Here is a 12729-nt window from a genome sequence, read left to right on the forward strand (position 1 = left end):
GTCTCTGAGAAGCGATAGCGCGCATGGTTGATGGCGGTGCGGCCTCCGGCATGGCCATGACGCAGCTTAACAGCGGTTGCGAGCCGCTTGCCATCGAAATTGTGCGCTGCCAAAACAGTTGCGCCGGATCTCCGTCTGGGACGGTGTCGTGGCCACACTGGGGCAGATCGGCGGTGCGGGCTGCGTCCTTTTGAGCACCCGGTGCGGAAAAGCTGCCATACTGGGCGCAGAAGACTCGCAAGGGAGAGCGTGATGATCACCGGGCTGGATCACGTCGTCATTCTGCTGGAACATCTGGAAGCGGGGATTGCGACCTATCAGACGCTGTTCGCGCGCAAGCCGGCTTGGCGCAGCAAGACCGACGGGGCGGAGACGGCGATCTTCACCCTCGCCAATATGTCCGTCGAATTGATGGCGCCGCACGGCGAGGGCGCCGCGGCTGACCGCATCCGTGCCGTGCTTCCGGAAACCGGCGGGTCACTTGCCAGTATCTGTTTCGCCACCGCCGACATTGCGAAGATGCACCGCCGCCTCGATCGCGTTGCCTTGAAGCCCGAGCCCATAACTGAAGTCGAGAGCCGGGACCGCGACACCGGCGCGCTCTTGTCCTGGAAACGCACCCGTGCGGCGACCGATCACACCCGCGGCGTCCGCCAGTTTTTCCTTGAGCTGAATGGCGAACGTGAAGTCTCGACCAGTACCAGCGACAGTCCGATCATCGGCCTCGACCATATCGTGGTGTCGACCCACGATCCCGAACGTGCCGCCGCACTCTATGGCGCACGGCTCGGCCTCGACCTGGCGCTGGATCGCTCCAATCCCGATTGGGGGCACCTGATGTTTTTCCGCTGCGGCGACCTGATCGTCGAAGTGGTGCAGCGCCCGCATGACGACGGCGATGTCCATCACGATGTGCTGTGGGGCATGACCTGGCGCGTCGCCGATATCGATGCGGCGCGCGAACGTCTTCTCGCTGCCCATGTGAACGTGTCCGAGGTCCGCGCCGGCCGCAAGCCCGGCACCCGCGTCGTCAGCCTGCGCGACGGCACGCTGGGAATCCCGACGCTGCTGATCGAGCGGACCGGGAAGGACTTGTGAGGGGCAGGAGCTCGCCGTCTATCGCCAGATATGCGACGTGCCCTGCCACAGCAGCACGAGCGAGATCACGAACAGCAGCGCATAGGCGATGTTGTAGAACAGCTTGGTGGGCGTGTGTTTCACCAACCAGATGCCCATGAAGTTCGCGATGATGGCCATCGGCAGCAGTGCCACCGATGTCGCGAAATTGCCGGCGTGGAATTGGCCGAGCGCGAAGTAGGGCACGATCTTCAGCGCATTGACGACGGCGAAGAAGATCGTGGTGGTTCCGACCAGCACCAGCTTCGGCAGCCGCTGCGGCAGCACATAAACCTGAAATGGCGGGCCGCCGGCCTGGGTCATGAAGGATGTGAAGCCCGATACCGCGCCCCAGAATACGCCACCGGCCGGACCCATGCGGGTTGGTTCGATCCTGGCGCGCTTGCGCCAGACGTCGATCACGAAGATGAGGCCAATCAGCCCGACGGTGATACGAACGGCATTGTCGGAAATATAGGAGGCGAGCAGCCACGCCAGCGTCATGCCGGCGACCGCGCCGGGCAGCATGATCTTCAGATTCGAGGCGTCCCATTCGCGGCGATAGACATAGATCGAGATCAGGTCCTGCGTGATCAGCACTGGCAGCAGCAAGGCGGCCGCCTCGAGCGGCGGCAGATACAGCGCCAGCAGCGGCGTGGCGGCAATGCCGACGCCGGAGAAGCCGCCTTTTGAGAGACCGAGGAAAATCACCGCCGGAATGGCGACGGCGTAGAAGAGTGGGTCGGTGATGATCGCAGGCACAGGCAGGTCCGGTTGGGGCAGGGCAGTGATAGCGACGGCACCCGCAAAAGGCGATGCCCGTTTGCACATATGGCCCAGAACATGCTTTGTTCTCAAGCGCGCAAACGCATGCTACACGCGATAGACTTGCGGCTGTTGCGTCATTCCGCTGAGCGACGGGATACTGGTTTGGCAAAAACAACTAAAAAAGCGCCGAAGAAAGCATTGAAGTGGCAGCGCGACCCGGAAGGGATGCGTCTGCGCATTCTCGAGGCTGCCAAGAAGGAATTCGCTAGCCGAGGTCTTGCCGGTGCGCGCGTCGATCGCATCGCTGCACAGGCCGGCGCCAACAAGCGCATGCTGTACTACCATGTCGGCAAGAAGGACGATCTCTATCTTGCGGTACTCGAAGGTGCCTATGAGCAGATCCGTGCCGAAGAGCGTACGCTTGATCTCGAACATCTCGATCCGCCGGAAGCTATCGAGAGCCTGATCGCCTTCACCTGGAACTACTTTATCCGCAATCCGGAATTCCTCGCGCTGCTCAACACCGAGAATCTGGAGCGCGCGAAGCACATCAAGCGCTCCACCAAGGTGAAGTCGATGCATTCGCCCTTCGTGGAGATGATCCGCACGGTGGTTCTGCGCGGCGTGGCAACGGGCGATTTCAAGGTCGCGATGGATCCGGTGCAGCTCTACATTTCCATCGCTGCGCTGAGCTTTTTCTATATCGGCAACAACGCCACGCTCAGCGTGATCTTCGGCAGGGATCTCCTCGCGAAAGAGGCGAGGGACGAGCGGCTGGCCCATATGGTGGCGCTGGTCCTGGCAGCGCTCACCGGCCGGTCCGTGGCCGAATTCCAGCTGCCGCCCGCGACGGTTGTCCACACGCCGGCCCGCCAAAGCGCCTGAAATCATTTCATAATTTTCGCTAGTTAAGCGGCCAATTGACAATGGCGAAGCCATGCGGTGTATTTATCCAACGAGTTAAATGCGACCGCGAAGCCGGTATCTGGGAGACGAGACGCGTGAGTGAGAAGAAAGCACCCGGCAGTGTATCGAAGCTGCTGAACGCCTCATGGCTGCGCCCATTCCTGTTGCTGGTGATGATCGTGGTCGGCTGGGATCTGGCGATCCGTATCTTCGGCATTCCCGCCTATCAGATCCCTGCGCCCGGCGACGTCGTGAAGGTGCTTTACACCGACTGGCCCGAACTGCTCGCGCAGTCATGGCCCACGACTTACGCTACGCTACTCGGCTTTCTCGCATCGGCCGTGTTCGGCATTCCCATCGCCATGCTGATCGCCGGCTCCAGGACCGTCGAGAGCTATGTCTATCCGCTGCTGGTGTTCTCGCAGTCGATTCCCAAAGTCGCCATCGCGCCCTTGTTCGTGGTGTGGTTCGGCTTCGGCATCGTGCCGAAGATCATCGCTGCTTTCCTGCTCGGTTTCTTTCCCGTCGTCGTGTCGGCGGTGCAGGGGTTCAAGTCGGTCGATCCCGATATGGTCGATCTTGCCCGCGCCATGAAGGGCAGCCGCTTGCGCGTATTTTGCGCGGTGAACCTGCCGCACGCGCTGCCGGCGATCTTCTCCGGTCTCAAGGTCTCCGTCACGCTCGCTGTCGTCGGCGCTGTGGTCGGTGAATTCGTCGGCTCCAATTCCGGCATCGGTTATGTGCTGCAGCGCTCGATCGGCACCTTCGACCTGCCGACGATGTTTGCGGCCCTCGTGATCCTCGCACTGCTTGGTGTCATTCTGTTCTGGCTTGTCGATCGTATCGAACGTTTTGCAATTCCCTGGCACGTCAGCCAGCGCGCGGATGTCTTCATCGCGTCCTGATCGGGCGCGCAAACTCCAAAAGCGGTCCGGTTAACGGGCCGCCTTCACCTGCTTCAATGGGAGGCTAAACATGCTGAGATGGGTTACCGCTGTTTCCACCGCCGCGCTCACTGCGGTTGTCGCATTCGCCACGCCGGCTGCTGCTGCCGACAAGGTGACGCTGATGCTCAACTGGTACGTCTATGGTGAGCATTCGCCGTTCTATTACGGCAAGGCCAAGGGCATCTATGAAGCCGAAGGCATCGATCTCGAGATCCAGGAAGGCCGCGGTTCGGCTGCCACTACCCAGGCCGTCGCCGCCAAGAGCGTGAATTTCGGCTATGTCGACGTTCCCACCATGATGCGCGCCGCCGTGAAGGGCGCTCCGGTGATCGCCACCGGCGTGTTGCTGCAGACCTCGCCGATGTCCGCGATGGGCTTCGTCGACAAGAACATCAAGAAGCCGGACGACATCAAGGGCAAGACCGTGGCGATCACGCCTGCGGATTCGATGACCCAGATCTGGCCGCTGTTCCTCAAGAAGGCCGGCCTCAAGGAATCCGATTTCAAGACCGTCGCCGGCGACGGACAGACCAAGCTGAATGCCGTCATTAACGGCCAGGCGGACCTGCTGCTCGGTTATGTCATGGACCAGTCCATGAAGATCAAGGACGCCACTGGCAAGGAAGTGTATCCGATCAAGTTCGCCGATTACGGCATTCATCTTGTGTCGTCGGGCATCATCGCCAACACCGACTACGTGAAGGCCAATCCTGATCTCGTGAAGCGTTTCATGTCGGCCACCACCAAGGCCGTTGAAGCTGCGTCGAAGGAGCCGAAGGCTGCTGCGCAGTCGATCCTCGATGCCAATCCGAAGGGCGGCAAGATTGATACCCTGACCCAGGGCTTCGAACTCACCATCCCGCTCTACACCACGCCGGAAACCAAAGGTAAGCGCCCGTTCCAGGTCACCGACCAGAACATGAAGGACTCGGTGGAGCTGATGGTCGAATACGGCGGTCTGGAAGCCAAGGCCAAGGACAATCCGAAGGCTTTCTACACCAACGAGTATCTGCCGAAGTAACCGGCCCGGCTATCTCGACCGAACTGACGAAACCAACAGGACTAGCCTTAATGACTGCAGCGATGAGGACCATGAGCGTCGATCAACCGAGTGCGCATCTTCGCGTCGTATCCGAGCAGTCCGCACCATCGAAGGCGTCGGGGATCAATCTCTCCGGCGTCTCCAAGACCTATGGGACCGGCGACGGCCAGGTGCAGTCGCTGCGTCCCCTGGACTTCCACATCAATGACGGCGAGTTCTTCGTCGTGGTCGGTCCAAGCGGCTGCGGCAAGTCCACACTGCTCAAACTGATCTCGGGCCTTCTTGCGCCGACGACTGGTGAGATCCACGTCGACGGCAACAAGGTCACCGAGCCCCATGGCGATGTCGGCATCGTGTTCCAGAACGCGCTGCTGCTGCCGTGGCGGAACATTCTGAATAACGTGTTGATGCCGATCGACATGAAGAACCTGTCGCGCGAGAAATATATCCCACGCGCGAAAGAGCTTCTGAAGATGGTCGGCCTCGAAGGCTTCGAGAAGAAGCTGCCGTGGCAGTTGTCCGGCGGTATGCAGCAGCGCGCCTCGATCTGTCGTGCGCTGGTGCACGATCCCAAGATCATGATGATGGACGAGCCGTTCGGCGCGCTCGACGCCATGACGCGCGAGAAGATGAATGTCGAGCTGTCGCGCATCCAGCGCACCACCGGCAAGACAATTCTCCTCATCACCCACTCGATTCCCGAAGCGGTGTTCCTCGCCGACAAGGTGCTGGTCATGACCGAGCGCCCCGGCGGCATCGCTGCGATCTATGATGTGCCGCTTGGCCGCGAACGCACGCTCGATGCGATGTCGAACCCGATCTTCACCGATCTGGTCGCGCGCATCCGCAAGCACTTCATGACCAACAGCGCGCTGGATTAAGGCCCATTTCCATGTCGCCACGGATCGCCTTGCGAGACATTACGCTGTTCGAACGCCACGTGGCGTTCGTGCGGTCGTTTCGCTTTGGCGCCGTGACGGTCAACGCCGCGCCGCAGGCTTTCGTGCGTGTCGAACTCGAGGTCGAGGGCAGGGGCGTGTTCGTCGGCGCCTCCGCCGAGTTGATGGTACCGAAGTGGTTCGACAAGCGGCCGCATCTCGCTATCGACGATACCGTGAACGAACTGCGTCAGTCGCTGGTCATCGCGAAAGAGTTCTATCGCGCGCAGTCTGGTTTCATTTCGGCTTTTGGTTTGCATGCCGCCTGCATCGGCGACCAGATGAAGGCCTGCGCCGAACTGGACATTCCTCCGCTGGCTGCAAGCTTTGGTCCGGCCGAGATCGACAAGGCCGTGCTGGATGCGCTGTTGCGCGGGCTGGGTGCTGACTTCTTCACCGGCATGAGCGCCAATGTCGCCGGACTCACCGCGCGTCTGGCGCCCGATCTCGGTGCTGACGACATCGCGACTTTCCTCGCGAGCCGTGAGCGTCTGCCGCGCGTCGCCTTGCGCCACACCGTCGGCCTCGATGATGTGATCGAAGGCGAGGGCGGTGTCGCTGACTCCAGAGAGAACAGCGGCGCACGCTACTTCAAGCTCAAGATGAACGGCAATCCGGAAGCGGATGCGGCACGGCTAACGCGCATTGGTCAGGCACTGACCACACTGCCTTACGATTATCAGGTCTCGCTCGACGCCAACGAGCAATATGCCGATCTCAAGGCGCTTGGCGCGCTGGTCGATCGCCTGGACAACGACGCTGCGCTATCACCCATCGCCGCGAAGCTGCTTTATATCGAACAGCCGATGCCGCGCGACATCACGCGCGAGTCGCCGCTCGGCAATTTGTCGTCGCGCAATTTCATCATCGACGAGGCCGACGATAGCTGGGACGCATTCCCCGCCGCCAGGGCGCTGGGCTATCGCGGCATTTCCTCGAAATCCTGCAAGGGCTTCTACAAGTCGATTGCGAATGCGACCCGCGCTGCGGCGTGGAGCGCGCAGGGTGTCGATCATTTCATCACCGGCGAGGATCTCACCTGCCAGGCCGGCCTTGGCGTACAGCAGGATCTCGCGCTCGGCGCGCTGATCGGCGTCACCCATGCCGAACGCAACGGCCATCATTACGTCGATGGCTTCGGCACAGCGCCGGATGCAGAGGCCGAAGCCTTCCTTGACGCCCATCCCGATCTCTACAGCCGCGACGGCGATATCGTCCGGCTGCAGATCCACGACGGCGATCTCCTCACGGGATCACTGACCTCTGCCGGATTCGCATCCGGCGCACATCCGGACTGGACGGCGCTGTCGCCGCTTGAAGTCCCCCAAACTAAAGTCCTCCAGGAGTCCTGACTATGGCTGTCCACCGCCTCGGCATCATCATGAACGGCATCACTGGCCGTATGGGTCTGAACCAGCATCTCGTGCGCTCGATCGTTGCGATCCGTGCGCAGGGCGGCGTGACGCTGAAGAACGGCGACCGCATGATGCCGGATCCGATCCTGGTCGGCCGCAACGCCGAGAAGATCGAGGGACTTGCCAAGAAACATGGCATCGAGCGCTGGACCACCGATCTCGACAAGGCATTCGCCGACAAGAACGACACCATCTTCTTCGACGCCGCCACCACGCAGGCGCGTCCGGGTCTGCTCAACCGCGCCATCGAGGCGGGCAAGCACATCTATTGCGAGAAGCCGATCGCGACCAATCTGGAAGCGGCGCTCGACGTCATCAAGAAGGCGAACGCAAAAGGCCTCAAGCACGGCACGGTGCAGGACAAGCTGTTTCTGCCCGGCCTGAAGAAGCTGGCGATGCTGCGCGACAGCGGTTTCTTCGGCAAGATGCTCTCGGTGCGCGGCGAGTTCGGCTACTGGGTGTTCGAGGGCGACTGGCAGGAAGCGCAGCGCCCATCCTGGAACTACCGCGCCGAAGATGGCGGCGGCATGATCCTCGACATGGTCTGCCACTGGCGTTACGTGCTCGACAACCTGTTCGGCGAAGTCGAGAGCCTGACGTGCTTGGGCACCACCGACATTCCGGCGCGCTGGGACGAGCAGGGCAAGAAGTACACGGCAACTGCCGACGACTCCGCCTATGCGACCTTCAAGCTGAAGGGCGGCGTCATCGCCCACATGAACATGTCCTGGGCCACGCGCGTTTATCGCGATGATCTCGTGACCTTCCAGGTCGACGGTACCCACGGTTCGGCCGTTGCCGGTCTCACCGAATGCATGATCCAGGCCCGTCAGGCGACGCCGCGCCCGATCTGGAACCCCGACGAGAAGCGCACCCACGACTTCTATGCCGACTGGCAGAAGGTTCCGGACAACGCCGTCTATGACAACGGCTTCAAGGAGCAGTGGGAAATGTTCATCCGTCACGTCTGCGAGGATGCACCCTACAAGTACACGCTGCTCGAAGGCGCCAAGGGCGTGCAGCTCGTCGAATGCGCGCTGGAAAGCTGGAAGGAGCGTCGCTGGATCGACGTTCCCACACTCAAGGTCTGAGGTTCGTCATGAACAAGCCAGTCATGCCCACGTCTGCCGGCTCAACGCTGTCGCTGAAGCTGCCGAAGGCCGATCGTTCGATCGAGACCTATCGTCTCGCGGCGTCGCGTACGTTCCCGGTCAAGCTGGACGGCACGCTGAACCGTATTGCCTTCTCGGCGGCGCATATCGTTGCCGATCCGCTGGCGGAATGCGACCCGTGGCTCAATCAGACCATCGATTGGGACCGCACCATCGCGTTCCGTGAACATGTCTGGGACCTCGGTCTCGGCGTCGCGGAAGCGATGGACACCGCGCAGCGCGGCATGGGCATGGACTGGCCGACCTCGCTCGAACTCATCACGCGCTCCGTCGCGGCGGCCAAGCCGCGCGGCGCGCTGGTGTTCTCGGGTGCGGGCACCGATCACCTCGCGGTGGAAGATGCGAAGTCCATCGACGACGTGATCAAGGCCTACGAACAGCAGTTCGAAGCCATCGAGAAGGTTGGCGGCCGTATCATCATGATGGCGTCGCGCGCTTTGGCCAAACTCGGCAAGAGCGCCGACGACTATGGCCGCGTCTATGACCGTATCCTGTCGCAGTCGAAGCAGCCGGTGATCATCCACTGGCTCGGCGACATGTTCGATCCGGCATTAGCGAACTACTGGGGCACGTCGAGCCTCGATACGGCCATGGACATCGCGGTCGACGTCATCAACCGCAATGCTGCCAAGGTCGACGGCGTCAAGGTGTCGCTGCTCGACGCGCAGCGCGAGATCGACATGCGTCGTCGTCTTGATCCCAAAGTCAAGATGTATACCGGCGACGACTTCAACTATGCCGAACTGATTGCCGGCGACGACAAGGGCTTCTCGCATGCGCTGCTCGGCATCTTCGATGCCATCGCACCTGCCGCGTCCTATGCATTGTCGCGTCTCGCGGCGGGCGACGAGGCCGGCTTCCACGATGTGCTCGGTCCCACGGTGCCGCTGTCGCGTCACATCTTCAAGGCGCCGACGCGGTTCTACAAAACCGGGATCGTGTTCATGGCCTATCTCAACGGCCATCAGGACCACTTCACTATGATCGGCGGCCAGGAAAGCACGCGCTCGACCCAGCACCTCGCCGAACTGTTCCGTCTCGCCGACAAGGCGGGCCTGCTCGCCAATCCCGAACTGGCGACGCAGCGCATGAAGGCGATCATGGCCACACGCGGGATCGAAGCCTGACATGCGTGACTTCTCGAATGATCATCGCTGGCTGTCGCTGAATACGGCAACAGTCCGCAAGCAGGGCGACTTCGTCGCCATCACGGAGGCCTGCGCGCGTCACAAGATCCGCGGCGTCTCGCCATGGCGCGATCAGGTCGCCCATGTCGGCCTCGACAAGGCCGTGAAGGCGGTCAGGGATCACGATCTCGAACTGTCCGGCTATTGCCGCGGCGGCATGTTCGTTGCCGACAACGCGCACCGCCAGCAGGAGCGCGACGACAATCGCCGCTGCGTCGATGAAGCGGTGGCATTGGGGTCGCCGTGCATCGTGCTCGTGGTCGGCGGGTTGCCGCAATATTCGCGGCCGGGCTCCGCGCCCTCGAAGAACATCATCAATGCGCGCGCGCAGGTCGATGATGGCATCGCCGAGATGATGGAATACGCCAGGCAGGCGAAGATGCCGCTGGCCATCGAGCCGTTGCATCCCGCTTACGCGGCCGACCGCGCCTGCGTAAACACCACCGAACAGGCGCTCGACATCTGCGATCGTCTTGATCCTAACCGCACTGGCATGCTCGGTGTCGCCCTCGACGTCTATCACATCTGGTGGGATCCGGAGATGCATGCGCAGATCGCGCGGGCAGGGAAGGACCGTCTGCTCGCGTTTCATGTCTGCGACTGGCTGGTGCCCACCAAGGACATCCTCAACGACCGCGGCATGATGGGCGACGGCGTCATCGACATCAAAGCGGCGCGCGCCTCCGTTGAAGCGCAAGGCTTCGCCGGTTACTCCGAGATCGAGATATTTTCGGAGAACTGGTGGAGCAAGTCGATGGATGAGGTGCTGACGACCTGCATCGAGCGCCACAAGACGGTGGTGTAGACAAACCCACGCGCGTCATTCCGGGCCCACGCGTGGCTCCGCCGGAAACGGCTGGACTGGGACAGGCAAAAGCGGGGAAACCTGCTGGCGCCACGTCCCAGGAAGCGCGGCCCCTGGGACAGAAATTGCCCATAGCAGTGGCAGACTGCGTAAACTTGTCTGCGGTGTGGCGCCCTGAGGCGTTGCGCGGTTGCAGCTTACCGGCGCTCGGGTGAGCGGATCGCGACAGAAACCACCCTTTGCGGTTCACGGCGCGCTGCCACCCCTCATCTTGTGGGAACCCATCGCTCGGGCGCATTGGCGTCGCGAGAATGCAACACTGTGGCGGCCAGATACCACCTGCAGTCATTCTCCGGATGCAACGCACCATTTTCTTGACACGAATAGAGGTGAGTGCTTACTCACGACGCTATGAGCACACTTCGAATGACCCATGATCTCAGGCGCGAGCTGATCCTGAGCGCGGCAAAGCGATGCTTTGCGCGCAATGGATTTGCAGGCACCACGACCAAGAGCGTGGCGGCAGCCGCGTCGATTTCGGAAGGCCTGCTGTTCAAGCACTTCCCGACCAAGTCGGCGCTCTATGCCGAGATCCTGGCTGAAGAATGCGAAGCCGATCCCGGACTGAACAAGCTGCTCGGTCTGCCGCCGTCGACCGAGACGCTGGTGATTTTGATTCGCGGCATGGTCGGGCACTTCCTCGACATTCCGCGCGATCCAGATCCCGATCATGAAGAGGCGCAGCGCCTGCGGCTGATGGTCATCAGCCAGTTGCAGGACGGCGAATTCGCCCGGCTGCTGTTTGACAAGATCGGTGAACTGATCGGCCCGACCTTTACGGCGTCACTTGAACACGCTGTCCGGACGGGCGACGCGGTCCGGATCGGAAAAGAGCCGATGGGTCTTTTCTGGTTCGCGCATCATACCGCGATGATGGCGGCATTATCGCGCCTTCCCTCGGTTCCCTGTTTGCCTTATGCCAGCACCGCCGACAACGAGCGGCAACTTTGTGAGTTTATTCTCCGCGGTATCGGACTGAAAGACACGGCGATCGCGACGTATATCGATCGCGAGCTTCCGGCGTACCTGATGCCAGCGACTACGACAGAAAGCGCATGACATGACACTCACGACCGAACCCAGCAGCAGCACGGCGCCGCGCACGACTGTCGAGAAGCCCCGTCCGCGTCCGCGGATGGTGCGTTGGTTCATCATCGTCGGCATCCTGCTGGCGATCCTGGTGGGCGGCCTGGTGGGCTTCAACGCGTTCCGCGCCCACATGATCAAGCAGTTCTTCGCCACCATGAAGCCGCCGCCGAGTGTGGTGAGTGTTGCGGATGCGAAGTCCGAAGTTGTGCCCAACCTGATCAGCGCCGTTGGCGATCTCGCCGCCGTGCATCAGGTCAACGTCACCTCTGACGTCAACGGCCGCATTACCGACATCCAGTTCACCGCGGGCGCGACCGTCAAGGCCGGCCAGCCGCTGGTGCAACTGTTCGACGGACCGGATCAGGGCGACCTCGCCAACTTCAAGGCGGCTGCCACCGTGGCACGCATCAATCTCGACCGCGCCAAGCAGCTCGCCGAGCGTCAGGTTGGCCCGCAGGCCACCGTCGACACCACGCAGGCGGTGTATGATCAGGCACAGGCCAGCATCGCCAAGACTGAAGCGGTGATTTCGCAGAAGCAGGTGCGCGCGCCGTTCGACGGTGTGCTTGGCACGCGTCGGGTCGAAGTCGGCCAGTACCTGACGGCCGGCACGCAGATCGTGTCGCTCACCGATCTGTCCGCCGTCTACAACAACTTCACGGTCACGGAAAAAGACTCCGGCAAGCTGCAGGTCGGTCAGGTTGTGCGCATTTCGGTGGACGCCTATCCGGGCCGCAAGTTCGAGGGCAAGATCACCACGATCGAGCCGCAGATCAGCGCGGATACGCGTAACATTCGCGTCCAGGCGACGCTGCAGAATCCGGAAGGCATTCTGAAGCCGGGCATGTTCGCGACCACGACAGTCGTGCTGCCGAACAAGCCGGCTGTCATCACCGTGCCGGAAACCGCAGTCGACTACACGCTCTATGGTGACTCGGTTTACCTGATCACCGAGAAGAAGACCGACGATGGCAAGACCGAGCTCTCGGCGGTGCGCACCTTCGTGCGTACTGGCGACCGCATCGATGGCCGTGCGGTGATCACGCAGGGCCTGAAGGCCGGCGACCGCGTCGTGGCGGTTGGGCAGCTCAAGTTGCAGTCCGGCGCGCTGGTGTCGATCTCGACCGATCCATTGCCGCAGATTCCGGCGAAGGCGCCGCTGAACTGAGACCCCGATGGACGGGCCGCGACATGCGGTCCGTCCCGGTTCATCTGAATGAATTTTCTCGCATCGTCGTGCGGCCTGTGATGGCCGGCGGATGATGCCGATGACGGAGCGACCGC

Annotated in this window: 12 protein-coding genes; 11 read left to right on the forward strand and 1 reads right to left on the reverse strand. The window is 61.9% G+C overall.

Going from position 1 to position 12729, the window contains the following annotated elements:
* The first annotated feature begins 252 nt into the window (after window positions 1-252).
* Complete coding sequence (locus AB8A27_RS06625; protein WP_441241228.1) at window positions 253-1098, forward strand: VOC family protein; 846 nt, start codon at window positions 253-255, stop codon at window positions 1096-1098.
* 18 nt (window positions 1099-1116) lie between these two features.
* Here AB8A27_RS06625 and AB8A27_RS06630 read toward each other — a convergent pair whose 3' ends face one another.
* Window positions 1117-1878 carry a sulfite exporter TauE/SafE family protein gene (locus AB8A27_RS06630; protein WP_441241229.1) on the reverse strand — a complete coding sequence of 254 codons (762 nt, stop codon included), beginning with the start codon at window positions 1876-1878 and terminating at the stop codon, window positions 1117-1119.
* 231 nt (window positions 1879-2109) lie between these two features.
* Between AB8A27_RS06630 and AB8A27_RS06635 the strand changes: the two genes are divergently transcribed.
* The 10 genes from AB8A27_RS06635 (at window position 2110) to AB8A27_RS06680 (ending at window position 12613) form a co-directional block, all read left to right on the forward strand.
* Window positions 2110-2769 (forward strand): TetR/AcrR family transcriptional regulator, encoded by a 660-nt coding sequence (locus AB8A27_RS06635; RefSeq protein WP_286144413.1) that lies wholly within the window; start codon window positions 2110-2112, stop codon window positions 2767-2769.
* A gap of 194 nt (window positions 2770-2963) precedes the next feature.
* Window positions 2964-3695, forward strand: a complete 732-nt coding sequence (locus AB8A27_RS06640; RefSeq protein WP_441244844.1) for an ABC transporter permease — start codon at window positions 2964-2966, stop codon at window positions 3693-3695.
* Window positions 3696-3765: 70 nt separating this feature from the next.
* Window positions 3766-4758, forward strand: coding sequence for an ABC transporter substrate-binding protein (locus AB8A27_RS06645; RefSeq protein WP_441241230.1), 993 nt, complete (start codon window positions 3766-3768; stop codon window positions 4756-4758).
* 71 nt (window positions 4759-4829) lie between these two features.
* Window positions 4830-5660, forward strand: a complete 831-nt coding sequence (locus tag AB8A27_RS06650) for an ABC transporter ATP-binding protein (protein WP_441241231.1) — start codon at window positions 4830-4832, stop codon at window positions 5658-5660.
* A gap of 11 nt (window positions 5661-5671) precedes the next feature.
* Window positions 5672-7069: a hypothetical protein gene (locus AB8A27_RS06655; protein WP_441241232.1), complete on the forward strand. Its 1398-nt coding sequence runs from the start codon at window positions 5672-5674 to the stop codon at window positions 7067-7069.
* A gap of 2 nt (window positions 7070-7071) precedes the next feature.
* Window positions 7072-8223: a Gfo/Idh/MocA family protein gene (locus tag AB8A27_RS06660; RefSeq protein WP_441241233.1), complete on the forward strand. Its 1152-nt coding sequence runs from the start codon at window positions 7072-7074 to the stop codon at window positions 8221-8223.
* 8 nt (window positions 8224-8231) lie between these two features.
* On the forward strand, window positions 8232-9431 hold the full coding sequence (locus AB8A27_RS06665; RefSeq protein WP_441241234.1) for a dihydrodipicolinate synthase family protein: 1200 nt from the start codon (window positions 8232-8234) through the stop codon (window positions 9429-9431).
* Window position 9432: 1 nt separating this feature from the next.
* Window positions 9433-10296 (forward strand): sugar phosphate isomerase/epimerase family protein, encoded by an 864-nt coding sequence (locus AB8A27_RS06670; RefSeq protein WP_441241235.1) that lies wholly within the window; start codon window positions 9433-9435, stop codon window positions 10294-10296.
* A 411-nt stretch (window positions 10297-10707) separates the two neighbouring features.
* Entirely contained in the window at window positions 10708-11415 is a 708-nt protein-coding gene (locus tag AB8A27_RS06675) for a TetR/AcrR family transcriptional regulator (RefSeq protein ID WP_441241236.1), read from the forward strand.
* A 1-nt stretch (window position 11416) separates the two neighbouring features.
* A complete protein-coding gene (locus tag AB8A27_RS06680; protein ID WP_441241237.1) occupies window positions 11417-12613 on the forward strand; it encodes an efflux RND transporter periplasmic adaptor subunit in 1197 nt (398 codons plus the stop codon).
* Window positions 12614-12729 lie beyond the last annotated feature (116 nt).

This window comes from Tardiphaga sp. 768_D3_N2_1, from assembly GCF_052076105.1.
In the GTDB taxonomy this organism is placed as follows: Bacteria; Pseudomonadota; Alphaproteobacteria; order Rhizobiales; family Xanthobacteraceae; genus Tardiphaga.

What these genes read in the sequence shown, in the direction of transcription:
- AB8A27_RS06625 (WP_441241228.1), top strand. Translation starts at nt 253, where the DNA reads ATGATCACCGGGCTGGATCACGTCGTCATTCTGCTGGAACATCTGGAA.
- AB8A27_RS06635 (WP_286144413.1), top strand. Translation starts at nt 2,110, where the DNA reads ATGCGTCTGCGCATTCTCGAGGCTGCCAAGAAGGAATTCGCTAGCCGA.
- AB8A27_RS06640 (WP_441244844.1), top strand. Translation starts at nt 2,964, where the DNA reads ATGATCGTGGTCGGCTGGGATCTGGCGATCCGTATCTTCGGCATTCCC.
- AB8A27_RS06645 (WP_441241230.1), top strand. Translation starts at nt 3,766, where the DNA reads ATGCTGAGATGGGTTACCGCTGTTTCCACCGCCGCGCTCACTGCGGTT.
- AB8A27_RS06650 (WP_441241231.1), top strand. Translation starts at nt 4,830, where the DNA reads ATGAGCGTCGATCAACCGAGTGCGCATCTTCGCGTCGTATCCGAGCAG.
- AB8A27_RS06655 (WP_441241232.1), top strand. Translation starts at nt 5,672, where the DNA reads ATGTCGCCACGGATCGCCTTGCGAGACATTACGCTGTTCGAACGCCAC.
- AB8A27_RS06660 (WP_441241233.1), top strand. Translation starts at nt 7,072, where the DNA reads ATGGCTGTCCACCGCCTCGGCATCATCATGAACGGCATCACTGGCCGT.
- AB8A27_RS06665 (WP_441241234.1), top strand. Translation starts at nt 8,232, where the DNA reads ATGAACAAGCCAGTCATGCCCACGTCTGCCGGCTCAACGCTGTCGCTG.
- AB8A27_RS06670 (WP_441241235.1), top strand. Translation starts at nt 9,433, where the DNA reads ATGCGTGACTTCTCGAATGATCATCGCTGGCTGTCGCTGAATACGGCA.
- AB8A27_RS06675 (WP_441241236.1), top strand. Translation starts at nt 10,708, where the DNA reads ATGAGCACACTTCGAATGACCCATGATCTCAGGCGCGAGCTGATCCTG.
- AB8A27_RS06680 (WP_441241237.1), top strand. Translation starts at nt 11,417, where the DNA reads ATGACACTCACGACCGAACCCAGCAGCAGCACGGCGCCGCGCACGACT.